Origin of the sequence: Bradyrhizobium sp. Mp19 (assembly GCF_029952935.1) — a bacterium.
GTDB classification, from domain to species: domain Bacteria; phylum Pseudomonadota; class Alphaproteobacteria; order Rhizobiales; family Xanthobacteraceae; genus Bradyrhizobium; species Bradyrhizobium elkanii.
Genome location: NZ_JASAUT010000054.1, coordinates 19,617 through 44,757 on the forward strand (window position 1 = coordinate 19,617; position 25,141 = coordinate 44,757).

At 62.5% G+C, this 25,141-nt stretch carries 18 protein-coding genes and 5 pseudogenes; 10 read left to right on the top strand and 13 right to left on the bottom strand.

The annotated features are described in order from the left end of the window. Nucleotides 1-10: 10 nt before the first annotated feature. From trbJ to trbB, 5 genes are read right to left on the bottom strand one after another with little or no spacing between them, the layout of a single operon-like run. Nucleotides 11-769, bottom strand: a complete 759-nt coding sequence (gene trbJ, locus QJT82_RS36300) for a P-type conjugative transfer protein TrbJ (protein WP_011090992.1) — start codon at nucleotides 767-769, stop codon at nucleotides 11-13. Further along, nucleotides 766-3,204, bottom strand: a complete 2,439-nt coding sequence (gene trbE, locus QJT82_RS36305; protein WP_011090993.1) for a conjugal transfer protein TrbE — start codon at nucleotides 3,202-3,204, stop codon at nucleotides 766-768. The genes trbJ and trbE overlap by 4 nt, the downstream gene beginning before the upstream one ends. A gap of 7 nt (nucleotides 3,205-3,211) precedes the next feature. After that, on the bottom strand, nucleotides 3,212-3,487 hold the full coding sequence (locus QJT82_RS36310; RefSeq protein WP_026312513.1) for a VirB3 family type IV secretion system protein: 276 nt from the start codon (nucleotides 3,485-3,487) through the stop codon (nucleotides 3,212-3,214). Then, on the bottom strand, nucleotides 3,487-3,828 hold the full coding sequence (locus QJT82_RS36315; RefSeq protein ID WP_011090995.1) for a TrbC/VirB2 family protein: 342 nt from the start codon (nucleotides 3,826-3,828) through the stop codon (nucleotides 3,487-3,489). The genes QJT82_RS36310 and QJT82_RS36315 overlap by 1 nt, the downstream gene beginning before the upstream one ends. Further along, a complete protein-coding gene (gene trbB / locus QJT82_RS36320; RefSeq protein ID WP_049801881.1) occupies nucleotides 3,825-4,775 on the bottom strand; it encodes a P-type conjugative transfer ATPase TrbB in 951 nt (316 codons plus the stop codon). The genes QJT82_RS36315 and trbB overlap by 4 nt, the downstream gene beginning before the upstream one ends. A gap of 289 nt (nucleotides 4,776-5,064) precedes the next feature. Here trbB and QJT82_RS36325 point away from each other — a divergent pair. Further along, nucleotides 5,065-5,304, top strand: a pseudogene (locus QJT82_RS36325) (transposase); the annotation flags it as partial. A gap of 117 nt (nucleotides 5,305-5,421) precedes the next feature. Here the strand turns inward: QJT82_RS36325 and QJT82_RS36330 are convergent. Further along, a pseudogene (locus tag QJT82_RS36330) lies at nucleotides 5,422-6,374 on the bottom strand (IS481 family transposase). A 78-nt stretch (nucleotides 6,375-6,452) separates the two neighbouring features. Between QJT82_RS36330 and QJT82_RS36335 the strand changes: the two are divergent. Both QJT82_RS36335 and tnpB read left to right on the top strand, forming a co-directional pair. Then, nucleotides 6,453-6,568: pseudogene (locus QJT82_RS36335) on the top strand (IS66 family insertion sequence element accessory protein TnpB); the annotation flags it as partial. Continuing rightward, nucleotides 6,549-6,902, top strand: a complete 354-nt coding sequence (gene tnpB / locus QJT82_RS36340; protein ID WP_011091000.1) for an IS66 family insertion sequence element accessory protein TnpB — start codon at nucleotides 6,549-6,551, stop codon at nucleotides 6,900-6,902. The pseudogene QJT82_RS36335 and the gene tnpB, both read left to right, overlap by 20 nt. 401 nt (nucleotides 6,903-7,303) lie before the next feature. Here the strand turns inward: tnpB and QJT82_RS36345 are convergent, their stop codons facing one another. After that, the gene (locus QJT82_RS36345; protein WP_011091001.1) at nucleotides 7,304-7,705 is read right to left on the bottom strand and encodes a hypothetical protein; all 402 of its coding nucleotides are present in this window, start codon (nucleotides 7,703-7,705) and stop codon (nucleotides 7,304-7,306) included. Between the two features lie 7 nt (nucleotides 7,706-7,712). Beyond that, complete coding sequence (locus tag QJT82_RS36350; protein WP_223153799.1) at nucleotides 7,713-8,870, bottom strand: ABC transporter ATP-binding protein; 1,158 nt, start codon at nucleotides 8,868-8,870, stop codon at nucleotides 7,713-7,715. Between QJT82_RS36350 and QJT82_RS36355 the strand changes: the two genes are divergently transcribed. The 6 genes and pseudogenes from QJT82_RS36355 to QJT82_RS36380 all read left to right on the top strand — a co-directional run bounded on the left by QJT82_RS36355 (nucleotide 8,827) and on the right by QJT82_RS36380 (nucleotide 19,658). Beyond that, nucleotides 8,827-10,563, top strand: a complete 1,737-nt coding sequence (locus QJT82_RS36355) for a hypothetical protein (protein ID WP_011091003.1) — start codon at nucleotides 8,827-8,829, stop codon at nucleotides 10,561-10,563. The two genes, QJT82_RS36350 and QJT82_RS36355, sit on opposite strands and share 44 nt — an antisense overlap. 98 nt (nucleotides 10,564-10,661) lie before the next feature. Then, nucleotides 10,662-11,075: a hypothetical protein gene (locus QJT82_RS36360; protein WP_011091004.1), complete on the top strand. Its 414-nt coding sequence runs from the start codon at nucleotides 10,662-10,664 to the stop codon at nucleotides 11,073-11,075. A gap of 272 nt (nucleotides 11,076-11,347) precedes the next feature. Beyond that, nucleotides 11,348-15,674: pseudogene (locus QJT82_RS36365) on the top strand (strawberry notch-like NTP hydrolase domain-containing protein). Further along, complete coding sequence (locus QJT82_RS36370; protein ID WP_011091007.1) at nucleotides 15,674-16,741, top strand: toprim domain-containing protein; 1,068 nt, start codon at nucleotides 15,674-15,676, stop codon at nucleotides 16,739-16,741. Before QJT82_RS36365 ends, QJT82_RS36370 begins: the two are co-directional and overlap by 1 nt. A 361-nt stretch (nucleotides 16,742-17,102) precedes the next feature. Next, nucleotides 17,103-18,005 (top strand): transposase, encoded by a 903-nt coding sequence (locus QJT82_RS36375; protein ID WP_018646331.1) that lies wholly within the window; start codon nucleotides 17,103-17,105, stop codon nucleotides 18,003-18,005. A gap of 723 nt (nucleotides 18,006-18,728) precedes the next feature. Further along, on the top strand, nucleotides 18,729-19,658 hold the full coding sequence (locus tag QJT82_RS36380) for a DUF2493 domain-containing protein (RefSeq protein WP_011091010.1): 930 nt from the start codon (nucleotides 18,729-18,731) through the stop codon (nucleotides 19,656-19,658). A 324-nt stretch (nucleotides 19,659-19,982) separates the two neighbouring features. Here the strand turns inward: QJT82_RS36380 and QJT82_RS36385 are convergent, their stop codons facing one another. Further along, nucleotides 19,983-20,435, bottom strand: a complete 453-nt coding sequence (locus QJT82_RS36385) for a hypothetical protein (RefSeq protein ID WP_018646330.1) — start codon at nucleotides 20,433-20,435, stop codon at nucleotides 19,983-19,985. 171 nt (nucleotides 20,436-20,606) lie between these two features. Next, nucleotides 20,607-20,838: pseudogene (locus QJT82_RS36390) on the bottom strand (ISL3 family transposase); the annotation flags it as partial. Between the two features lie 126 nt (nucleotides 20,839-20,964). On the opposite strand from QJT82_RS36390, the gene QJT82_RS36395 reads away from it, so the two are divergent. Further along, nucleotides 20,965-21,342 (top strand): transposase, encoded by a 378-nt coding sequence (locus QJT82_RS36395; protein ID WP_223154118.1) that lies wholly within the window; start codon nucleotides 20,965-20,967, stop codon nucleotides 21,340-21,342. Nucleotides 21,343-21,755: 413 nt separating this feature from the next. Here QJT82_RS36395 and QJT82_RS36400 read toward each other — a convergent pair whose 3' ends face one another. The 3 genes from QJT82_RS36400 to QJT82_RS36410 all read right to left on the bottom strand — a co-directional run bounded on the left by QJT82_RS36400 (nucleotide 21,756) and on the right by QJT82_RS36410 (nucleotide 25,025). Then, a complete protein-coding gene (locus tag QJT82_RS36400) occupies nucleotides 21,756-22,259 on the bottom strand; it encodes a GNAT family N-acetyltransferase (RefSeq protein ID WP_011091014.1) in 504 nt (167 codons plus the stop codon). An 82-nt stretch (nucleotides 22,260-22,341) separates the two neighbouring features. Further along, nucleotides 22,342-23,553, bottom strand: a complete 1,212-nt coding sequence (locus QJT82_RS36405) for a hypothetical protein (RefSeq protein WP_011091015.1) — start codon at nucleotides 23,551-23,553, stop codon at nucleotides 22,342-22,344. Beyond that, nucleotides 23,550-25,025: a coproporphyrinogen-III oxidase family protein gene (locus tag QJT82_RS36410; protein ID WP_016842696.1), complete on the bottom strand. Its 1,476-nt coding sequence runs from the start codon at nucleotides 25,023-25,025 to the stop codon at nucleotides 23,550-23,552. The genes QJT82_RS36405 and QJT82_RS36410 overlap by 4 nt, the downstream gene beginning before the upstream one ends. Nucleotides 25,026-25,141 lie beyond the last annotated feature (116 nt).

Sequence of the window (25,141 nt, forward strand, 5' to 3'; positions counted from 1 at the left end):
GATCGGTGCCTCAGTTGCCGCTGAACATGGTGACGTTGCCCGGCTGATAGCCGCTGCGTGTCGAGAAGATTTTGTATTGCTGCTGGCCCTGCGACTCGGTCGCCGTTACGCGCGCCTGCTCCAGCGCATCCGCCCGTCCCTTCGCGGCGAGCACCGCGACGAGATCGGATAGCTGCTGGGATTGCAGCGCGAGGAGTTGGTTGCCGGCTTGAGCGGCTTGCAAAGCGCCACTTGCCGACTGACTGGCGGTAACCAGCGTACTCATTGCGCTGGAGTTGGTCGAGATATTGCCGACGACGCCGGCCTGCACCTTCAGCGAGTCTTCGAAAGCGCCCACCGAGTTCTGCCAACGACTTTGAGCCGCGGCAAACATTGTTGCATTGGAGCCCGTCGCCGCCGCCGTGCCGTAGGTGCTGGAATACATCGTCTGGACGCGCTCGACGTTGAAGGCGATGTTCTGGGCCTGGCTCAGCAGTGACTGGGTCTTGGCAATCGATGACTGAAGCTGGGTCAGCGTCGACAACGGCAGGTTGGCGAGGTTCTTTCCCTGATTCACCAGGCTTTGGGCCTGATTGGTCAGCATCTGGATCTGATTGTTGATCTGCTGCAGCTCGCGCGCCGCGGTCAGCACGTTCTGGCTGAAGTTGGTGGGGTCGTAGACGATCCACTGCGCAAGGACCGAGGTCGTCGAAAGCGGCGAGATCGAAAAGGCGAGCGAGAGAGCCGTCGCAGCGGCCAAGCCAGCGCGCCGCACTTCGAGAGCGGTCATGATTGCACCTCCAGGTTTGTCAGGTCAGGGATGAGATCGGCGGCCCACAGCAGTTCGTGATCGGCGAGCCAGGCGGCCGTGAAGTCGTCACGGCCGTGCTCGGCAAGCAGCCGTTCGATTGCGGCATGGTCGGTCTTGGAGGAGGCGGCGCAGAAGGCGAGCGCAACTGGCCCAAGGCCGAGCTCGAACAGCCGATTGCCGCGACGAGACTGGCAATAGTAGTCGCGCTTCGGCGTCGCCCGCGCGATGATCTCGATCTGGCGGTCGTTCAAGCCGAACCGCTGGTAGATGGCGGTGATCTGCGGTTCGATCGCGCGCTCGTTCGGCAGGAATATCCGCGTCGGGCAGCTCTCGACGATCGCTGGCGCGATGTTGCTGCCATCGATGTCGGAAAGCGATTGAGTGGCGAAGACGACGGAAGCGTTCTTCTTCCGCAGGGTCTTCAACCATTCCCTGAGCTGTTGCGCGAAGGCTGGATCGTCGAGGACGAGCCACCCCTCGTCGATGATGAGGAGGGTCGGCCGGCCGTCGAGCCGGCCCTCGATGCGATGGAAGAGGTAGGTGAGGACGGCAGGCGCCGCGCCTGCGCCGATCAAGCCCTCGGTCTCGAACGCCTGCACCGACGCAAAGCCGAGCTGCTCGGCCTCCGCGTCGAGCAAACGGCCGGAGGAGCCGCCGACGCAATAAGGTTGCAGCGCCTGCTTGAGTGCGGTCGATTGCAACAGAACCGTCAAACCGGTGATCGTGCGTTCCTCGGCCGGTGAGGACGCCAGTGACGTCAATGCCGACCAGACGTGCTCCTTCACGGTCGGATCGATGGTGACGCCCTCCTTGGCGAGGATTGCCGTCACCCATTCGGCCGCCCAGGCGCGCTCGGCCGCATCGCCGATACGTGCGAGGGGTTGAAGGGAGACTGAATCTTCGGCGCTGTTGGACAGACTTCCGCCGAGGTCGTGCCAGTCGCCGCCCATGGCAAGGGCCGCCGTGCGGATCGAGCCACCAAAATCGAAGGCGAAGATCTGGCTTTTCCGGTAGCGCCGGAACTGGATCGCCATCAGCGCCAGCAGCACGGATTTGCCGGCGCCGGTCGGGCCGACGATCAGGGTGTGGCCGACGTCGCCGACATGCAGCGAAAACCGGAACGGCGTCGAGCCTTCGGTCTTACCGAAGAAGAGCGGGGAGCTGCGGAAATGCTCATCCCGATCTGACCCGGCCCAGACCGCTGAAAGCGGAATCAGGTGAGCGAGGTTCAGTGTCGAGAGCGGCGGTTGGCGAACGTTGGCGTAGGCGTGACCCGGCAGAGAGCCGAGCCAGGCTTCGAGCGCGTTCACCCCTTCCGGCATGCAGGTGAAGTCGCGCCCCTGGATCACCTTCTCGACGAGGCGAAGCTTCTCAGTGGCGAGACCGGGGTCCTCGTCCCAGACGGTGACGGTCGCGGTGATGTAGGCTTGACCGACGTCGTCGGTGCCCAGTTCCTGCAAGGCGAGATCGGCGTCAGTGGCCTTATTCGCCGCATCGCTATCGACCAGTGTCGAGGCCTCGTTGGTCATCACCTCCTTGACGATGGCTGCAATCGACTTGCGCTTGGCGAACCACTGCCGGCGGATCTTGGTCAAGAGTTTCACCGCCTCGGTCTTGTCGAGGAGGATCGCGCGGGTCGACCAGCGGTAAGGAAAGGCAAGCCGGTTCAGCTCGTCGAGGATTCCGGGATAGGTCGCGGTCGGAAAGCCGACCACCGTGAGTGTACGAAGATGATGGTTGCCGAGCCGCGGCTCGAGGCCACCGGCAAGCGGTTCGTCCGCGAGCAGCGCGTCGAGATGCATCGGCGTCTCGGGGACGCGCACGCGCTGTTGCCGGGTCGAGATCGTCGAATGCAGGTAGGTCAGCGTCTCGCCATCATCGAGCCACGCCACCTCAGGCATGAACCCTTCGACAAGTTGCAGGACGCGGTTGGTCCGATCAACAAAACCACGCAGCAGCTCGTGGGGATCGACGCCGCTCTGCGCGCGGCCCTCATAGAGCCAGCCTTCGATCCGCGAGGCGTCCTCAGCCGGCGGGAGCCAGACGAAGGTCAGGAAATAGCGGCTCTCGAAATGCGCGCCCGCCTCCTCGAAAGCGTCCCGCCGCTCCAAATCGACCAGCGCTGATGCGGCGTCAGGAAAAGTATTGTGCGGATAAGTCTGGGCGGCGATGCGCTGGGCCTCGACGAAGATCGCCCAACCTGAGCCGAGACGGCGGAGCGCGTTGTTGAGTCGGGCCGTTACGCCGACCAGTTCGGCAGGCGTCGCGCTGTCGAGATCCGGCCCGCGGAAGCGCGCCGTGCGCTGGAACGCGCCGTCCTTGTTGAGGACGACGCCCTTCTCGACCAAAGCGGCCCAGGGCAGGAAGTCGGCAAGACTGTGGGGCCGGTTGCGGTATTCGGCGAGGTTCAGCATGGAAGTCTCACACGCCGAGGTAAGAAGGATAGCGGAGGTGGCGTCGAACGACGTCCACGAACTGCGGGTCGCGCTTGGCCGCCCAGACCGCCGCGGCATGGCCCACGGCCCAAATCAGCGCGCCGGGGATCCAGAGGTGGAGGCCGAGCGCTATTGCCGCGGCCAACGTGCCGTTGGCGATCGCAACCGTGCGGGGCGCGCCGCCCATCAGGATTGCCTCGGTGAGCGCGCGATGAACCGGCGCGAAGAAGCCCGGCACGTCTAGATCGATGATGCCGGCCATCACACCAGCGCTCCGCCGGAGAAGCTGAAGAAGGTCAGGAAGAAGCTCGACGCGGCGAAGGCGATCGACAGACCGAAGACAATCTGGATCAGCCGGCGGAAGCCACCGGAACTATCGCCGAACGCAAGCGTCAGGCCGGTCACGGTGATGATGATGACCGACATGATCTTCGCGACCGGCCCTTGCACCGACTCCAGGATCTGATTGAGCGGCGTCTCCCACGGCATCGACGAGCCGGAGGCGTAGGCCGCGGGCGCGATTGCAATGGAGATGACGGCAATTGCGGCGAGGCCCGTGAAGCGGAGTCGCACGCGACGGATCGCGGGAGGAAACTGGATCATGAGGGGTCTCCGGGAAGTGAGGATGGGCCGCCCGCCGCGGCAGAGTTGACGCGGTAGTCGCCGGTGGCGGGATCGAGGCCGGCGACGAGAGCAAGTTCAGCGAGGCGGCGTTCGCTGCCGCGGCCGCGCAGAACCGCGACGAGATCGATGGTCTCGGCGATCAGCGCCTTGGGAACAGTGAGGACGGCTTCCTGGATGAGCTGCTCGAGGCGGCGAAGCGCGCCCAGAGCCGTGCCGGCGTGAATCGTTCCGATCCCACCGGGGTGGCCCGTGCCCCAGGCTTTGAGGAGCTCCAGGGCTTCGCTGCCCCGTACCTCGCCGATCGGAATCCGGTCGGGGCGTAGGCGGAGGGAAGACCGAACCAGATCCGACAGGGACGCCACGCCGTCCTTGGTGCGCAGCGCGACCAGATTCGGCGCGCGGCACTGCAGTTCACGCGTGTCCTCGATCAGGACCACGCGATCGGTGGTGCCGGCGATCTCCGCCAGCAGCGCGTTTGTCAGGGTGGTCTTGCCGGTCGACGTGCCGCCGGCGACCAGGATGTTCTTGCGGGCCGCGACGGCTTCGCGGAGCATGCCCGCCTGCCCGGCCGTCATGATGCCGGCCGCCGCGTAGTCATCCAGGGTGAAAACAGCCACCGCAGGCTTGCGGATCGCAAAGGCCGGCGCCGCAACGACAGGCGGGAGAAGCCCCTCGAACCTCTCCCCCGTCTCGGGAAGCTCGGCCGAGACGCGGGGCTTTTCGGCATGCACCTCAGCGCCGACATGGTGCGCGACCAGGCGCACGATCCGCTCGCCGTCGGCGGCGGACATCGTTCGTCCGCTATCCTCCAGCCCGCCGGACAGCCGGTCGACCCAGAGCCGACCATCGGGGTTGAGCATCACCTCGACGATCGAGGGGTCTTCCAGGAAGGTGGCGATCGCGGGACCAAGCGCGGTGCGCAGCATGCGCGCGCCACGCGAGAAGGCTTCCGAATGGAGTGAAGTGCCCGCCACGATCGTCCCCCGTCGAGTACCAATCGCGGAAAGCGATCAGCAACGGGGATGGATAGAAAAGGCAGGAAACGGGTTAGTTCAACAAGTATTCAGGCGTCGTAGGAAGCGGGCGTAGAGCGGCGAAAAAATACTTGCTGCGTCGAAGCATGCTGATCGACAGTAAGCGCGAATTTCCCTCCACCTTTTGCTTTTGAGTACTCTGATGCATGAGGTGTCCACCAAAATAGGTGGGCACCTTGTGATGGCAGACGATGATCAGAAATTGCGAGTGAGGCTTGTTGGCCGGAACGGTCGCCGGCGCTACGAGGCGGCATCGAAGGAGCGTCTTGTCGCGACCTGTCTTGAGCCTGGGGTTTCGGTATCGAGACTTGCGCTCGAACACGGGGTCAACGCGAACCTGCTTCGGAAGTGGATCAAGAAGCACACCGCGACCAGGTCTCTGCCGCCATCTTCACCATCGGCGTTCATCCGGGTTCAGCTTGAGGAGACCGCCGATCGAGCCCTGTCGCGACAAGACAGCGTGGCGACGGTTGATTTGCCGGCGACTTGCGATGAAGTGCGCGGGTCGGAACCCAAGGGGACTACAGCTTTTTGTTCTCTAGCTGTGGAATCTCAACAGGTCGTCCTTCGGGAGGCCGAGGCGGCTGATGGGTGGTTTGGCCTGCAGGCTGCCGTGCGGGCGATGCCAGTTGTAGTGATGAAGCCAGATTGGCAGGTTTTTGGCGCGCTGGTCTGAGGTGTCATAGGCGCGAGCGTAGGCCCATTCGCGCAGCACTGTCTGGATGAAGCGTTCGGCCTTGCCGTTTGTTTGCGGTCTGTAGGGTCTGGTGAAGATGTGCTTGAGGCCGAGCTTCCTGCACGCTCTGGCGAAGGCCTTGGCGCGGTAGCAGGAGCCGTTGTCGGTCATGATGCCGGTGACCTTCATGCCGAGGCTGCGGTAGTAAGTGACGGCCTCCTTGAGGAAGGCGATGGCGCTCTCCTTTTTCTGATCCCGCCGGATCTGGGAGAAGGCCAAGCGCGATGCATCGTCGATGGCCACGTGGACGAACTCGTGGCCGGCGCCGCGGCTTCGCCTTTCTGGCGATCGTGTGTGATGCGGTGGCCTGGTCTTACGAACCTGCCGAGCTTCTTGATGTCGATATGGATGAGCTCGCCGGGGTGCTCGCGCTCGTACCGGCGCACCGGCTCGGCGGGCTCCAGATCGCGTATCCGGCTTAATCCCAAGCGGCGAAGGATACGGCTGACGGTGGCCGGTGACACCTCGACCTCGGCAGCAATCTGCTTGCCGGTGTGGCGCTGCCGGCGCAACGTCTCGACGGCGGCGCACGTGGCCGGCGGGGTTTGGCTCGGCGATGAACGAGGTCGCGACGAGCGGTCGCGCAAACCATCCACGCCTTCTGCGCGGAACCGCTTGACCCATTTGGCCACGGTTTTCGGTGTCGTGTTGAACTGATTTGCCGCATCAGCCTGGCTCAGCCCGCCCTCGACCACGCCTCGCACCATCGCCTCTCGACCTTTGAGCGTCAAAGGCGCATTCTTGTGGACGTTCATCTGCCTTGGAACACTGAAGCTTCGCAACCTCAGCTTCCTCGGTTCAGACCAGATGGACAACCTCCTGAGAGACCAAATCTAGCCCAAGTGAGCGCGTCCCTGCCGAACGGCGTGAAGCTTGCGCTGGAATGCGGCGATGTGGATGCATGACGGCGATCATCGGAGCACTGGGCCATGTTCAGACTGGGCGGTGAGCTTCAGGTCTATCTGCACCGTGAGCCGATCGACTTCCGGGCTGGCATCAACAGCCTTGCGGTTCTGGTCCAGGAGACGATGGCGCTCGATCCGTTCGCTCTTGCGGTTTTTGCGTTCTGCAATCGCCGTTGCGACCGGATGAAGCTGCTGTTCTTCGATCGGTCCGGCTTTGTGCTGGTCCTGAAGCGGCTAACCGAGGACAAGTTCCGATGGCCGCGCCGCCAAGAGGCGGTCGTCACGCTGACGACCGAGCAATTGCACTCGATCCTTGACGGCATCGATATCGATGCGATGGTCCGCCATCCGGTGCGGCAATATCAGGTTGCCGGCTGAGCCCCAAAGCCGCCACGGCCTGAACAGCCCAGTATCGCCAGATACGAACGCCATCCGTCAAAAGCCCGCGCGTCAACGTGCGAGGAAAATCGTGCTTACGCTCAATCAACGCCCTTTGCGCGTTCTTTACTGCTTCACCTTTCGAGCCTAGCTCGATGAGTGGCCCGTTCTTTAATCGCGGGCACGGTATCAAGTGGCCGTTCCGTCATGGAGATTGCCAAGCTCCGAGGGGAGAACGACGAGCTCCTGAGGATGGTCCGCCTCGTCACCCTGAAGCTTAACGAGGCCCAAAAAGAGATGAGAGACGCCGGCGTGGCCGCACGCGAGGCGCGCGCAATCGCTCGCCGTTTCAGCCCCTGCGCTGTACTACAAACGCAAGATGCCGGAGCGCGACCATGCGCTCATGCGCTCCGGCGGCAGATCGAGGAATTCTTGCGCGACCCGCTCTCGGCAATGCGCTCCTTGCGCACGGCCGTCCCGCGATCTTCCGCCCCGACAACGGTGCCGAGTACAACGCGAAAGCCGCCCGCGCCTTCCTTGTGTCGCTCAATATCGCCATCTCCCGCTCGAAGAAAGACCGTCACTGGGAGAATGGGTACCGGGAGAGTTTCTACGACAAATTCAAGATCGACCTCGCGATTCCGGTCCGCTTCTCTTCCCTCGGCGAGTTTGTCGCTGAAATCTACAGACAGATTCACTACGACAACAATGATCGCATCCGACAGCGCACGGCGAGCGGCCGGTCGTGCTCGTGGGCATGCCGGGTGCCTGAAACTGGGCGTCTTACGAAACGGCTGCGGCACTCTTCGTCTAAGTCACTGACAAGGCGCAGTCGGTCAGATCGACCACGACGTCGCTCGTGGAGATGACACCTCTCCGATGAGTGATCGCTAGCACAGTCACATCCTCAGCTAGCGTGCGTATATGGTCCATAACGTCCCGTTCGGTTCGTTCGTCGAGCGCGGAGCTAGCCTCGTCGAGAAGAAGGATCGCCGGCTGTCCATAGAGCGCGCGGGCAATAGCAACGCGCTGTCGCTCCCCGCCGGAAAGCTTCAAGCCGCGTTCTCCAACGGTTGTTTCAAATCCTTCCGGTAGCGCCTCAATCAACGGGAGAATAGCGGCTTCTTTCGACGCATCGCGAAGGCGTACCTCGTCGCGGGGCCGTCCTAACAAAATGTTGTCAGCTAGCGGCTCATTGAGCAACATCACCTCCTGCGGCACGAGAGCAACTGCGGCATACCAATCCGCGCGATCGACGCTCGCTATATCCGTTCCATCGACGAGAATTCGGCCGTAGTCGGGCTCAATCGATTTCAGGGCGAGCTTAAAGATCGTGGACTTCCCCGATCCGGTTTCACCGACAAGAAAAGTAATCCCGCCGCGCCCGGCCTTAAACGAGACGTCGGTAACGCCGCGACCGTTGTCGTAGGCATAACCAATGCTCTCGAAAGAGAGCTGGTCAGCGGAGGGCTTGAAATCGTGAGCATGAGATGCTTGCCGCTCTTCTGGTGCGGCCCACAGTCTACCTAGAGGGATGAGGTCGGCTCGCGACCGCGCCACGTCAGAGATCGCCCTCGCGACCGTCTCAAAGGGCATATTGAGCTGAAGCAGAAGCGTATTGAATAGCACCATATCGCCAATGGTGATCGCGCCGGCGTGATATTCAGGTATAAGAAGGAGAAGCGTGACCGCAAATTGCAGCGCGACGGCAAGGCCGAGCACGGCGATGTAGGCCAGTCGTTGCAACACGTAGGCTCGCCAGTTATCACGCACCTCCCGCGCCCTTATCATAAAGCACTCGTTGATCCAGGAGTGACTGCCGAAATGGCGCAACGTGTCCATCGCGTTCATGACGTTGCCGACGAACCGAGCATTCTCCTGTCCGGCTTCGATCGCCGCATCCAGGAGCGCGCGTGCCTGACGCGTGGAACTCCAGGTCAATGCAATCGCGATTGCGGTCTTCTTCACCTCGGTCAATGTGGTGAAGCAGCGCTTGCGCCTGGCCTCGGTCTCGCCCGCGTTGCTCGACATCTATGCCGAGGACGGCATGTCGCTTGAGCAGTTGATGGCCTTCACCGTCACCGCGGATCATGGACGCCAGGAACAGGTCTGGCAGGCCATCTCCGGCTCCTGGCAGAAGGAGCCCTATCAGATCCGCCGCATGCTGACGGAGAAGACGGCGCGCGCCTCCGACCGGAGGGCCGTGTTTGTCGGCCTCGACGCCTACGAGGCGGCTGGCGGTGTGGTGCTGCGCGACCTGTTCCAGTCCGACGACGGCGGTTGGCTCGAGGACGTCGCTCTGCTCGACCGCCTGGTCGCCGAGAAGTTGAAGGCGGAGGCAGAAACGATCGCTGCCGAAGGTTGGAAGTGGATCGAGGTCGCGATCGACTTCCCCTACGGCCACACGCGTGGCTTGCGCGAGCTGGACAGCGTATCCGCCGGTCTCACCGCCGAAGAGCAGGCGACCATCGAGGCGCTCAAGGCCGAATTTGCCAGGCTGGAAGCCGAGCATGACGGCGCGGATGAGCTGCCCGACGAGGTTGACCAGCGACTTGGCGAAATCGAGACGGCTCTCGCCGTCTTTGACGATCGACCCATCAACTATCAGCTTGCCGACATCGCCCGCGCGGGTGTGTTCGTCGGCATCGACGCCGAAGGCACGCTCTTGGTTGATCGCGGTTACGTCCGCCCTGAGGACGAGCTACCCGTGGCCGAGCCAGAGCAGGGCAGCGATGGCGAACCCGCTGCCGCGACCTTCGACGGCGCCGAACCATCAGCGCCGGGAATCCAGCGCGCCGTCATCACCATCGGCGGGCAGCTCGCGGAGGCAGAGGATGAGGATGATGATGCGGTGAAGCCGCTCCCCGATCGCCTGCTGACCGAGCTCACGGCGGAGCGGACTTTGGCGCTGCGCGACAGGCTGGCGATCACGCCTTCGGTCGCCTTCCAGGCGGTGCTGCACAAATTCTGCCTCGACGTCTTCTCCCGCTATTCCTCCTACGGGACGGCGATGGAGGTCTCGGTGCGCAGCGTCAGCTTCCCGGTGCAAGCGCAAGGGCTGAAGGACACGCCAGCGGCCAAGGCGATCGACGCGCGCCACAAGACGTGGGAGGAGCGCCTGCCCAAGGAGAAGACCGAACTCTGGGATTGGCTGACCGGCCTCACCGGCGACGAGCAGGCGGCGCTCTTCGCGCACTGCGCCTCATTCGGCATCAACGCGCTCTACGAGAAGGGCGACCGCTACGGCGGCGGCATCACGCCGCACACCGTCGAGCACCGGATCACTGAGGCCGATCGCATCGCCCGGGCCGTCGACCTCGACATGGTGGAGTCCGGTTGGCGCCCGACCGTCGAGAACTATCTCGGCCGCGTCCCGAAGCTCCGCATCCTGGAAGCGGTGCGGGAGGGGGCCGGCGAGCGGGCCGCGCAGCTCATCGATCATCTGAAGAAGGGCGACATGGCCAAGGAGGCCGAGCGCCTCCTCGCCGAGGCCGGCTGGCTGCCCGAGCCCCTGCGGATGCCCGACGCCCAATTGGCGGCGGCTGTCGATGCTGCGGAGCCCGAGGGCGATGGCGAGGCGCTGCCGGAATTCCTCGCCGGCGACGACGAGGAAACTCCGGCCGATGAAGCAGACGAGTCGCGCATGATCGCGGCCGAATAGCTCGAGCACGCGGGGCGGCTTCGGCCGTCCCGCGTCTTTTCACTGCCATTCACACCAAAGCCTGGCGCGAGCCGGGCTTTTGCATTCTGGAGGCTATCGTGCCCTTCTTCACCATCGAGACGACCTATCATTTGCCGATCTATCGGCAGCGAACCTACGAAGCCGAAACGCTCGACCAAGCCTGCGATCTTGCGATCGCCGACGAGGGCTGGGACGACAACAGGTCGGACGTTGAAACGTCTGGCGATACCTATGTTACCGGTGCCTGGGAAGGCCGCGACGCTGCCTATAGCGGCCCACGCCTGGCGTTTCCCTCACGTTTCGGCGAGCAGGTCCAGCGCAAGGCCGGCCATTTCGAGTTGCTGCTCGGTCTGCTCAAAATACTCATCCACGTTCCGGAGGAAGGCTCAATGGATGTCGAGCTTTGGCGCCGGCGGGCAGACGCCGCCATCGCGAAGGCCGAGGCCATTCTCGCGGGCGAAAATGATCCGATCGAAGGAGCTGCGTCGTGACGAAATACGCCGTCACCGTCGTCGAAGGCGATGCGAGCTACCTCGCGGAAGCGGGCGCCGCTGACGAAGGCCAGGCGTAGCCGTCCTGGCAGTTCGGATACTGACGAACGCTTTGTACACGGCGCGCCGCCAACCCGGTGGGGCGCCGTTTCTCATGTCGGGCACCGCCTTGATGCTGAGAGGGAGAGGACGGCCGGGACGGGTTTGAGCCGGCGCGGTCAGAGAGAGCGCCGATCGGCTCGCCCATTCCCGCTCTCCTGAAGGCTTCCTCCATGAATGACCATTCCCCGATCGCGGCCGACCCGGCCGCTCCGATCTCGCCTGTTCGCGCTCCCGAGGGCGCCAGTATCATCATCGCTGCCGCGAGTCATCTCCTTCCGCATCTCGAGCGTGGCCGACGCATCGACGCCGCGCTTCTCCGCGCCGCAATGGAAGTGGCCTCCGGCGCATCCGATGCGACGGGCGCCTGGGACTGGAAGATGGCCTATGACACTTGTGAGGTCGCCACCGTCCTGTTCTTACGCAAATACGGAAAGGCGCTCTTCCGCAAAGCTGATTCTGCGGCTTCACGACTTTCCGCTTTGGAAAAGATCGCAAGGCTTCTGCCGACCCACACGCGCCGCTCTGCCGAGAGCGAAATCTTCCAGCAATTCTCGACCCCGATTCCGCTCGGCCTGGCTGCGCTGACTGCGGCCGCCATTACTGCGGCGGATCGCGTGCTGGAGCCGTCCGCCGGCACCGGGCTGCTCGCCATCCTCGCCGAGATTGCCGGCAGCGGGCTTGTGCTGAACGAACTGGCCAAGACCCGGGCCGTGTTACTTTCTTCTCTCTTTCCGGCCGTTTCCGTCACGCGCTTCGACGCGGCCCAAATCGACGACCACCTCGATCCCACGGTGGTCCCGAGTTTCGTGCTGATGAACCCGCCGTTCTCGGCGATGGCAAACGTTTCGGGCCGGATGGCCGACACCGCGTACCGTCACATCGCCTCGGCCCTGGCGCGTCTCGCCGATGGCGGCCGGCTGGTCACGATATCAGGCGCAAACGTCTCACCCGAAGCCTCAGCCTGGCATGACGCCTTCGCCCGACTGCAGGAACGCGGCCGCGTGGTGTTCACTGCGGCGATCGCCGGCGCGGTCTATGCCAAGCACGGCACCACGATCGAGACGCGTCTCACCGTCATCGACAAAGTGCCTGCCGCGGATCCGAGCGCGTTCCCGGCGTCGCCGGGAATGGCGCCCGACGTTGCGACACTGCTCCGCTGGATCGGCGAACACGTTCCACCTCGTCTGAGCGTCGCATCGACCGGTGTGCTTCCCGTGTCAGCCTCGCCGGCGCGTCGCACCGTGCGCGGCTATCTCGCGAGCGCCGCTGCACAGCCGGTTAAGGCGTCGGTCGCCGATCCCGAAGCCGTCGACCTCGCTTATGAGGCGACAGATTGGGCGCCGCCCGAGGGCGCGCGCCTCAGCGACGCCATCTACGAAGAATACCGGCTCCAATCGATCCGGATCCACGGTGCGCAGGCGCATCCGACCAAGCTGGTGCAGTCGGCCGCGATGGCCTCGGTCGCGCCGCCGAAGCCGAGCTATCGGCCACGGCTGCCGGCAAACCTCGTCAGCGATGGCATTCTGTCCGACGCCCAGCTTGAGACGGTCATCTATGCTGGCGAGGCGCATGGTAACTATCTCGCTGGCGCCTGGACGGTAGACGAGACCTTCGACCTCGTCGCGGCCGCCCGCGACGACGCACCGAACGCCGTCCGCTTCCGTCGCGGCTTCATGCTCGGTGACGGGACCGGCGCCGGCAAGGGTCGCCAGTCCGCCGGCATCATTCTCGACAACTGGCTCCAGGGCCGGTGCAAGGCGGTCTGGATCTCTAAGTCCGACAAGCTGCTCGAGGACGCGCAGCGCGACTGGTCGGCGCTCGGCATGGAGCGTCTGTTGGTCACGCCGCTCTCGCGCTTCCCTCAAGGGTACGACATCCGGTTGGCCGAGGGCGTCCTATTTTTAACCTACGCTGCGGTCCGACGACCGCGGCGAGAAGCTTTCGCGCGTCCGGCAGATTGTTCAATGGTTGGGCTCCGACTTCGACGGCGTCATCATTTTCGACGAGAGCCATGCCATGCAGAATGCCGGTGGCGGCAAGGGCGAGCGGGGCGATGTCGCGCCCTCGCAGCAGGGGCGTGCAGGCTTGCGTCTTCAGCATGCGCTGCCCAATGCCCGCGTCGTCTATGTCTCGGCGACCGGCGCCACCACCGTCCACAATCTCGCCTACGCCCAGCGCCTCGGGCTGTGGGGCGGCGAGGATTTTCCGTTCGCCACCCGCGCCGAGTTCGTCGAGGCGATCGAGGAGGGCGGGGTCGCTGCGATGGAGGTGCTCTCTCGCGATCTTCGTTCGCTCGGTCTCTACACCGCCCGCTCGCTTTCCTACGACGGCGTCGAGTATGAACTGGTCGAGCACCAGCTCTCCGACGAGCAGCGCCGGATCTATGATGCCTACGCCGCTGCCTTCAGCGTCATCCACAATCACCTCGACGCGGCAATGGAGGCCGCCAACATTACCGGTGAGAACGGCACGCTCAACCGCCAGGCGAAGTCGGCCGCGCGCTCGGCCTTCGAATCGGCCAAGCAGCGATTCTTCGGTCATCTGCTCACCAGCATGAAGACGCCGACCCTGGTCCGCTCCATCGAGCGGGACTTGGCCGAGGGCCATGCCGCGGTGATCCAGATCGTATCGACCGGCGAGGCGCTGATGGAGCGTCGGCTCGCCGAGATTCCACCTGAGGAATGGAACGACGTGCGCGTGGACATCACGCCCCGCGAATACGTGCTGGATTACCTCGCCCATTCCTTCCCGGTGCAGGCCTATGAGCCCTTCACCGACACCGAGGGCAATCTCTCGTCGCGGCCCGTCTTCCGCGACGGCCAGCCGGTCGAGAGCCGCGAGGCCGTCGCCCGCCGCAATGAGCTGATCGAGCGGCTCGCGTCGCTTCCGCCTGTTCCCGGCGCGCTCGACCAGATCGTGCAGCGCTTCGGCACGGACCTCGTGGCGGAAGTGACCGGCCGTTCGCGGCGCGTGGTGCGCAGATGTGACCGCCTTACCGTCGAGAACCGTGCAGCTTCCGCCAATCTCGCAGAGACCGCCGCCTTCATGGATGACCTGAAGCGCGTGCGTGTCTTCTCGGAGGCTGGCGGCACAGGCCGCAGCTACCATGCCGAACTCTCGGCGCGGAATCGCCGGCTTCGGGTCCATTATTTGCTCGAGCCGGGCTGGAAGGCCGATGCCGCGATCCAGGGTCTCGGCCGAACGAACCGCACCAACCAGGCGCAGCCGCCTCTATTCCGCCCCATTGCGACCGACGTGAAGGCGGAAAAGCGCTTCCTCTCGACCATCGCGCGCCGGCTCGACACGCTGGGTGCCATCACGCGCGGCCAGCGCCAGACCGGCGGCCAAGGCCTGTTTCGGCCTGAGGACAATCTCGAGAGCCACTACGCCCGCGATGCGCTGCGCCAGCTCTACCTGCTGCTCGTGCGCGGCAAGGTCGAAGGCTGCTCGCTCGAGATGTTCGAGGACGCCACGGGCCTGAAGCTCGTCGACGAAAACGGCATCAAGGACGAGCTACCGCCGATCACGACGTTCCTGAACCGGCTGCTCGCGCTCACGATAGGCCTGCAAGCTTTGCTGTTCACGGCCTTCGAGCAATTGCTGAACGCCAAGGTCGAAGGCGCCATTGCTAGCGGCGTCTACGACATTGGCCTGGAGACGCTACAGGCCGACAGCTTCGTCGTCACCGGTCGGCATCCGATCTACACGCACCCTGCGACCGGCGCGGAAACCCGGCTGCTCACGATCACCGAACGCCGGCGCAACCGTCCCATGACGCTGGATCAAGCGCTCGATTATCTCGCCGATGCTCGGGCGGTGCTGCTGGTCAACGAGCGCTCGGGTCGCGCCGCGGTGCAGATTCCGGCGCCGAGCTTCATGCTCGATGACGGCGAGATCGAAAGTCGGGTGCGGCTGATTCGTCCGATGGAGCACCATCATGCTTCGATGAAGATGATGGACGAGAGCCACTGGCAGCCTACGGATCGCGAGACATTCGCCGCGGCATGGAACGGCGAAGTCGTCGACGTTCCCGAGTTCGCTGAGAGCACGCTCCACATCGTCGCAGGTCTGCTGCTGCCGATCTGGAAGCGGTTGCCGAACGAGTCGACGCGCGTCTATCGGCTCCAGACCGATGCTGGCGAGCGCATCATCGGTCGCAGGGTCTCGCCAGCTTGGGCCGCGAGCGCTTGCATGACCGCGACCTGCAGCTTGACCCCGAACGAAGCCTTCTCGGCGCTGATGGAGGGGCGCACCGTCCTTGAGCTCGCCGAGGATCTGCAGCTCCGTCGTGTCCGCGTGATGGGCGCCCATCGCTTCGAACTGTCCGGCTTTACAGATGTGATGCGTGACCGGTTGCGCGCATACGGCCTCTTCAGCGAAATCATCTCGTGGAAGCTGCGCATGTTCGTGCCATCAGATGCGACCGGCGCCGCCGTGTTGGCAAAGGTGCTCGACCACTATCCGATCGTGCGCATCGGCGAGCGGGAGGCCGCCTGATGGCCCGCGACAACGCCTCCGAACTGGCCCGCCGTCTTGCGCGTGACGCCGAGGCCGTGTGCCGCCATTACCTGTCCAACGGGCGGCGCCAGGGCCGATATTGGACGGTGGGCGACGTCCGCAATACGCCCGGCCGGTCGATGTTCGTCCGGCTCAGCGGACCGGAATCCGGACCCGGCGCCGCTGGGCATTGGCGAGATGCTGCCTCGGCCGAGCATGGCGATCTCCTCGACGTGATCCGCGAGAGCTGCTGTTTCACGAACTTTCGCGACGTCGCCAATGAGGCACGACGCTTTCTGAGCCTGCCGCGTCCAGAACCGGAGCCTGCGCCAAATCGCCTCCGGTCGAGAACGTCGCCCGCGCCCCTCGGATCGCCAGAGGCGGCGCGGCGGCTCTTCGGCGTGTCTCAGTCGATCGCAGGCACACTCGTAGAAGCGTATCTCCGCAATCGCGGCATTACGGCTTTGCACGAAACCGGAAGTCTGCGCTTTCACCCACGTTGCTACTACAGGCCCGACGACCACAGCGCGACCGAGACCTGGCCGGCGATGATCGCCGCCGTCACCGATCTCCGCGGCCACCTGACCGGCGCGCATCGCACCTGGCTTGACCCCGGAGGCTTCAGCGAGACGACGCTCGGCAAGGCGCTGATCGACACGCCGAAACGGGCGATGGGCGACCTGCTTGGTCACGCCGTTCGATTTGGCCTAGCGGGTGAGGTCATGGCGGCCGGCGAGGGCATCGAGACGATGCTGTCGCTCCGCAGCGTGCTGCCGACCATGCCGATGGTCGCGGCCCTATCGGCGGCGCATCTCTCAGCCATCCTTCTCCCGGACACGCTCCGCCGGCTCTACATCGCCCGCGATGACGATCCTGCCGGTGACGGCGCCATGGCGACCTTGATCGATCGGGCGCAGGAGGCCGGGATCGAGGCGATCGTGATCTCGCCACGGCTTGGCGACTTCAACGAGGATCTTCGTCTGCTCGGATTTGACGCCCTTCGGGCCGCGAGCCGCGTGCAGATCGCGGCGCAGGACGTCGCGCGCTTTATCGAGCTGGCGGCATAGCCGGAACGGGGATGAGGTGCGACGCAGCCGCTTCGTTATCGCGAGGCCGGTGGTCCTGCTTCCCCTCGGCGCCGGAGAGGACCGCCCCACGGCCTTCCGAGAGGGCGATCGGGCGGCAAGCGGCCCGGACCGGCAACCTCGTGGACCGACTATTTTCCGTCGGCGGCAGAGCCGCCTTTACATCGCGAGGCAAAATAGTCGGCCCCCTTCGTTCCTCCGCTAACGCTCCGGCCCTCCGCTGCGCTGCGGGTGCAAGTCCGTTCCGCCCGCCGCTTTCGTCGCCATGAAGATCCTATGAGTGGCGACGGCGGTCCGTTTCGATACGATCGGCATTGCCAATCGTCGAAAAGGGAGCGATCAGATGAAATTAAATGGAGATGCTAACAAGACGACGAACAAAGTACTGAACGCAATCTTCGTCTCTGTCGAATTGAGCCGGAAGACTTGGCTCGTCACATCGCTGGTGCCGGGAACGGGGGAGAAGCTGTCACGTCACACAGTGATGGGTGGTGACATTGCGGGGCTTTTGGAACGTCTCGCCCGACTGAAGCAGAAGGCATTGGACAGAACCGACCAATCCTATCCCATCATCGTCATTCAAGAAGCTGGACTCGACGGCTTTTGGGTCCATCGGGTTCTGCAGGCCCAAGGGCACGAGAGCCATATTGTTGACGCCGCCTCGATCGCAGTTTCGCGGCGTCGTCGCCGGATCAAGACAGACCGGCTGGATGGAGAGACCCTCATCCGAGCCTTGCTGGCCTTTGAGCGAGGCGAGCCGCGTGTTTGCTCGATGCTGCGTGTGCCCTCGCCCGACGACGAGGACCGTCGCCGCATAACACGCGAACGCATGGTGCTGATGCAGGAGCGAATCCAGCATAGCAACCGAATCAAGGGCCTTCTCTTCTCGCAGGGCGTCACCGATTACGATCCACTCCGGCGTGGTCGGCGCGAGCGGTTCGAGGCTGTGCGAACCGGTGATGGACGAGATCTCCCGCAGCATATGAAGCGCCAGTTCGACCGGGATCAAGGAATCGGAAAGTCCGGAAACACGCGCCTGCGCTCCACACTGCTGGAGATGGCTTGGCTTTGGTTGCGTCATCAGCCCGGCTCGGCGCTCAGCCGATGGTTCAACGAGCGTGTCGCCCAGAATGGCGGCCGCTTCAAGAAAGTCATGATCACGGCATTGGCGCGCAAGCTCATCGTGGCTCTGTGGAAATACGTTAGCGCCGGAGTTGTGATCGAAGGCGCCATCGTTCGGCCATGACAACATCGCTTCCCAGTTCGGTCCGGGCCTAATCAGCTCGCCCGGAACCAGGGTGGACGACCGGATCGCGGCTTGGCTCGCACGCCGTCACGAAGAATGGTCTCGTCCTCTTGAGCCTTTGCCGCCGTAGGCGGGATTTTGGTGCGGCCGCATGCGCGGCGACCGGATGTGAGGTTGATACGTGCATTGGCGCGGATCAGCAGATCGGCTCAGACCTTGGGTTCGAGAGCGGGAAGCAGGCCGGTAAGGGGCAGCGCCGACGATATCGAGGTGCGCCCAATGCCAGCGTCGTTCTCGGCAGACTTGCCGACGAAGCCACCGTGCGGCCTCTCTCTTGGCTGGTCTGGCGCTGTCCGGCCTATGCCAGCAACGGCTTCGCCGACCTTCTTCCCCGGCGTGTGCCACGCCTTCCTCGCGAGACAAGAAGCTCGGCTATCGCCGTCCTCCGCTGTGCTGCGGCCCTCCGGGTGCAAGCCGGCCGTCCATCGCCTCTCGACCGCCATCGAGACCGCATCGGGTGGCTTCGAGGAACAGTCAGGAGAAACGAAAATGGCTCAGATCGGTACGTTCAATCACGGCGAAGATGGCTCCTACACCGGCACCAAGCGTCCGATTTGTACTCCACAATAATCTCGAGTTCACCACCGCTCATTCTTGCCTTGACCAAACAACTCTCATGTGAGGCCGCGATGGGCGCGGTCGATCCGACCAGGGAAAGCCGCAATGACCACCGACCACGACGACGATCTCGAGCCGCACCAAAGCTCATCCCCAACCGACCAAGTGCTCCAGGAACTCCAGCTCTTTGGCTACCGTCCCTTCCACGATGAGCCCGATCCCCGGCGGCTCCCTGAAGCGCGAGTCCTCGCCGGCAGCATCGTCGACATCTTCGATGCCCTCGTGGTGGAGCTGTCCGATACCCGTCTTGAGCCCGACCTCGAGGACCTGCTCTGGTCGACGGTGAACGTCTTCCACCGCGCCAGCGACAGGATCGAACGAGAGCTCGACGGCAATGAACTGGCCCAGCAGCGCTCCCAGCGCGAACAGGACGGCAGCGAGGTGAAATCCGTCGAATTGGAGCGCCTGACGGCGGAAGGTCAAACACTGATCGAGCGACGCAACGCCTTCGAGCTGATGCGCGACCAGGCCGCCGACGAGTTCGAACGCCACACCCATTCCGTCTGGCGGCCGCGCAACGGGTCGAGGGTCAACCACCGCAATCTGACCTCCGCGATGATCGACAGCCGCGACTTCCTGGTCGCGAAGAAGCGCGCCGACAATCAGGTGCTCATGCCGCCCGGACCGAAAGTCGCGCTGACCGGTGGTCTCGACTTCAACGATCACCGGTTGATCTGGGCCAAGCTGGACCAGGTGCACGCCAAGCATGCGGACATGGTGTTGCTGCACGGCGGATCCCCCAAGGGCGCCGAGTTGATCGCCGCCAAGTGGGCCGGCAATCGCAAGGTTCCGCAGATCGCCTTCAAGCCCGACTGGACGAAGCATGCCAAGGCCGCGCCGTTCAAGCGCAACGATGCGATGCTGGAGACGCTACCCATCGGCGTGATTCACTTCCCCGGTACCGGTATCCAGGACAATCTGGCCGACAAGGCGAAGAAGCTCGGCATCCCGGTCTGGAGGTTTGGCGGCGCGTAAGCGCTGCCGCAAACACTAACGGCTAGAAGCCTGCGGCTCGCTCAATGCGGCTGATTGTGCGATTTGAGCTGCGGCCCCGACGCGTCGGCCGCAGCCTTGCACCGGGTTTGCTCGGATCTTCGTTCAGATCACAATTTCGAGCAAGGCCCCCACTCTCGTCCCCGCGCGCGGCCTTGATCACCTCTCCGACGTCGAGGGCGGTGTTGGTAATTGTCCATCCTTGCAGAGCGGAGGTCTGCCGTACCTCCTCATCGCTCGCGGCGAGGATTTCCTCGCTCAGCGCTCCGAGCAGGCGGGCCAGATCGAGACTGGGGTGCTAGCGTGTCACTTACTCCAGTTTTGTTGATGGCGCAGCAGGGTGCGCCGCATCCGCCGTCGCGTCGTGTCGTAGTCGAGCTCGGACATATCATGGACCTTGCAGATTTCTCTGGCCGTCAGGCCATCGGCCATGCCCGCAATGATCTTCAGCGCCCGGGGATCGGCTTCGAACAGCCGATAGACGTTGGCCAACTTCTGGGCGGCGGCCAGGATCCGCTCCGGATCGGGCTCCTCATCGGCCTCGTCACCGGGCCAGCTTCTCTGGTCCGGATCATCTCGGCTCACAAGCAGCCTTTGCTCGAGCCGCGCACGCCGCCAATGGTCGTTGCAGATACTGCGCATGACACCCGACAGAAACGCAAGAATGGGTACGTCTGGCGGCCAGGGGCGCGAGCCGTCGAGAACGCGTGCGATCGCCTCGTGGAGGATGTCGTTCCAGCCAACTCCTCCCGGCAGCATGCGTGTTTTTGTTGAGGCTCGCACAATCGTGACGACCTCGAGGCTGCAGTCGTAGGCGGGAAGTCAGCTACCGTAAGAATCGCAATTCCTGAATAATATCAGGGCAAGCCTCACAAATCCGAGGCTCTCTTTTTGCCGCGGTAATTGCCTATGGTGTTCGGAGACGGTGACCCCGATTGCGCTGCGGATCTGGCGCATCGATTTGTGGACGGCATCGAGGAAGGCTCGACTGGCGTTCTCCATCAACGATCTGCGACCTGAACCGCGTGCGGCAGGGCCTTTGCCGCAGCTTCGCCATATCCCCCGCCGCGATCGCGATCGTGGGATGAGGGCGAGCCGGGCTTGGATCCGGCAGCAGGGTGACGATCCGGTGCCTTTCCAGGTTACAGATGATGCTGGCGTATCAGGTCGCGAGATCTTGAGTGGCGATCATCCACTGCTCGGCGTGATATCCCCGCTGCTGTTGATCCACAAGATCGACGACGAAGTCCGCGGACTGGCAAAACTGGACGAGACCGCACGCCGCCTGATGACGGTTCCTGGTGTCGGCGTGGTGACGGCCTTAAAGATCCGACATACGATTGATGACCCATCCCACCTTCGATCGGCATCAGCCGTCGGCGCTTATCTGGACCTTACACCGCGGCGCAGTCAGCCCGGCGCAACCATTGGCAAGATCTCTCGATGGGGTGGCCGGCTTCCCCGAACCTACTTGTTTGAAGCCGCGGCCGTCCTGCTTTATCGAACGAAGAAATGGTCCTCCCTCAACGCCTGGGGCATGAAGCTCGCAAAGCGGATCGGCATGAGGAAGGCAAAGGTCGCCATTGCGCGGAAGATCGCCATAGTTCTTCACTGCATCTGGGTCAATGGCACATCGTTCGACTGGGGTCAGGCGAAGGAAGCCTGACCCGGTTTGTCAGCTCCTGGTACGGTCCGCCGAACTAGCGATGTCCCGCTGGGACGGTGCTTGTGACGACCTCGTTCATTCATTCGGCTGGTGGCGGCTCGACCGTACTCCGCTGCAGACGTTGAGGCGTCCGCCCCGGACCTCATCATGAGGTGCTGCGCGACCTCGGAAAGGACCATGATCTCAGCGATGGCATCCGCAGGTCCAGGGCGCGTGCAATGCTTGGCCGACGATCATGTATCAGCTGCGCTCGCACCATCTCCACAACCCCGGCCAACGGCGCGAGCGCTACCGTCGTGCCGCAGGCGAATCCAGAAGGATTGCTTGACATTGAACTGCAAATTAAAGGGCCGAATGATAGTATTGCGCTAGGAAGCCGTCGATAGCACTGGGGGCCGGCGCGCCTGCCAGCCTTACTTACCTGGCATAGAGAACTCGTCCCGACCGGTGAGCCGCTTCTCGTAAAAGATCACCGCATATCCGTCCAGTATCCCTTCTCTGCGGCGAACATAGCCAGTGCTCTCATAGAGTCTTTGAGCCCCTACCTGGATCGTTGTCGTGTCGAGCACGATCTGCTTGAATTCCAGCGCAACGGCTCGCGATTCCAACTCACGAAGAATCCGTCTTCCAAGCCCCCGTCGTTGAAAGGAGGGATGGACCCGCATGCGCTTCAATTCTACGACGTCATTGTCAAGCGGTTTCAAGCCACCCATGGCAGCGAAATCGGAACCGATATGCGCAACCATGAAGTCGCCGCCTGACTTGATGTAGACCTCCCCGATATTCCGTAGATCATCGCCCCATGTCCCTTCCGGACTACATACACCAACATCCTGCGACGCGGTTGTATGCAGATGCCAGACATTATCGGTGTCCGCTGGCGCGAACCGACGAAAGATCACTTCGTCCTTAGACATCTATGATACTTTATCCTTTGGCATCGGACGCCGGTGCTCCGACACGATCCCGGGTTCTTCCGAGCAGATACTAATCCTCGGCCTACGGAGGCAGTGTCAATAGCCGCTGGCAAAGCACGACCTCAATACTCTCCGACGCCTCAACTCCGACAAGTGGTCGACCTGGCTCAACCGTGTGCTTCAGGGCCGCACGACGATGCATCCGGGTAAATCGGTCCAGCGCGCAAACACAGGCCTCGTGTAGTCTCTCGATTTCACGGCCGCCGCGCTCGACCACGGGCGAAATGGTTGCAGACCTTGGAAAGTCCGCTTTCCCTTCGAGCCAGGCTGGCTTGAGCCATGCATCCCTGTTGTCTGGCGACAGCCAACAGAACACCTTGCCAATGCTCGTCTGCGGATAGTATTCGGACAGCCGATATAGATCCCAATAAAATTGAGGTTTTTGACGAAATAGCTCTTCGCCGACCAGCAAAACCGAGACCGCGACAACGCGAGCCGAGAAACGGCCGCTTGGACCAAGCGTATTCCTATAAGGATTTTTTCCGTAGAACGCGCGAAACTGGCTGAACAGTTCTGGCGACATATGGTCCTCGAAACGCGTCAAAACATCTTGTGCGGACTCAAGCCGCGCCACGCATTGCGTAAGACATCGAGAAGCATCCGCGCCACCTAAGTCTCGCAAGTCGAGCAGCGCATCCATTGCTGACTGCAATTCGCTCTCGATCAGTTGATGGCCGGCGCAAAAATCACGCTCCTCGACGCCAACTGCGCCAAGGCAATACAGGCGGGGGTCGCTCTGTACCGGATTCGTAAGGATCATGTCTTCGTAGGAGAGGACACCAACGCTAGGCTGACGCTGGCACGTCAAGCTCGCCAGGCGGCTTAATTCCGCTCCCACGGTCAATTCGGCGTCAGAAGGATCGAGGCCGGCAAAGGCCGACATCTGATAAGTGCAATTGACGAGATACTGGATGTCTGTTTTGGCTATTTCGAAATCGCACTGCGGCAGCCTCAACAGCAGCCCGCTGTAGTCTGCCTCACCAATCATTGCGTTGACGCTACGCCCGAACGCCTTTATCGCTCCATTTGGTCGTTCACTACGTTGGATCTCCGCAACACAATGCGGCAGTTGTTCGACGGTAAAGTTGCTCACTGGTCCAAGCGGACGCTTTCGTTCACTTCGATCAATGCTATCAGTTAGATGAGAAAAAATGTCCTCCGAACGGTTGGGCGACCGTTCAGGGGCGACTGGCGAACCACTATCGACCGCAGTCGGGCGCACCACCGATGTCATTGAAAGACCTCTTTCATCTGAACACTTGAGCCGTATCTCGCCGCCGGCGAGTAATCATGTTTTTCGATAAGATCCGTTCGTTTGTCTGCTATCCGACCGTCATTGTATGCGACCTGCTCAAGCACATTATTCGAGAAGAACAGCAGTGACACTGCACCCGAATTGATAGTGCCGGCATCAGTTAACGAAAGGACGCCATCCTTCGAAATGCAGATGAGTCCTGCCTCCTTCAAGGCCCTTAGCTCGCGAGCAAAGTATACTTCAAGGGATACGCCAAATTCCCGTTCGAAGCGGGAGAGCAACACGCCGCTGCTTCGCAGGGCGAACATTAACGTCCTGCGCATGAGATCATCCTGCGATAGGACGACGCCTTTCCACACCGGTTTCTCGCCCGCTTCGACCCTGGACAAGTAGCGATCCAAATCCACTTCGTTGTAGAACTGACACTCGCTCATGAAACCAAATCCGCTGACCCCAAACGGGACCAGATTATTATCGTTCCAGGAATCGTATTTTCGGGCTTGTTGAAAGGAGTGCGGTTGCGACATCTTAGTCCAATAGAAAATCGGTCCATGGCGGTAGCCGAGACTCGTGAGCATATGCTCGGCCATAAAATGCATCATGACGCGCTCCTTCGCCCCGGCGAATTGATATCGTCCGCGCGCCAAGTGACGAGCTATGGGGTCGGTCGATTTGAACATCAATGGAAATATATTGAACTTTTCAACTTCCATATCGAGGAGGCCGATCAGAGAGCCGTACCAGCTCCGGAGCGTCTGCTGCGGCAATCCGTACATCAGGTCGAGCGACAGGTTCTCGACACCCATCCCCTTCAGCAACTTTACGGTTTGCATCACCTCGTCCACACCATGCCCGCGGTTGAGTATCCGCAAAATATCTCGATCTAGAGTCTGAACACCCAGCACGAAGCGGTTTACGCCGCCTTTAAGGAGAGTAGATATGCGATCGGCAGCGTCTGCCTGCTTGGCAAGAGACGGATGTAACTCGAAACTCACCTCCGAATTGGACAAGTCAAAGCGCTTCCCAATCATACCGAACAATGCTTTGAGCTGATTGTTCGTCAAGAATGAGGGAGTGCCGCCTCCAATGAAGGCTGTCTCAATTGCGCTGCCGGCCAGCGCCGCGTCTGACCAACTCATCTCCTTATCCAGGGCCGCCAAGTAGCGTTCGACTCGTCGGGGAGGAGGATTGATCTCCTTGCCGAAGTGGCAAAAGGTGCAGTTCTGATGACAGAAGGGGATGTGGAAATAGAGGTCAATCGACGGCGCAATGCGATCCAACAATATGTCTGGATTGATCTCCCCCATGGCCTTAAGGGGGGGATATGTGCCGACCAGGTAATCGTTAAACGTGTCGAGGTGCAAATTGCGCGACCTTAACATGTCAATGTTGATGTCGTACGAGCGGTCGATCGCGAATTCCAGGGCCTCGGAATAGGTCGGCGTACTCATCTTTCGTGCTCCTTAGGATTTTGCGTTAAGGCAAAGGTGCGATGGCAGTTCTGTTCGTTCGGCGACGACGTAAGGATGTCGCTGTCGGTGCGAACATTGTGCGCGCGGCGGCGCCG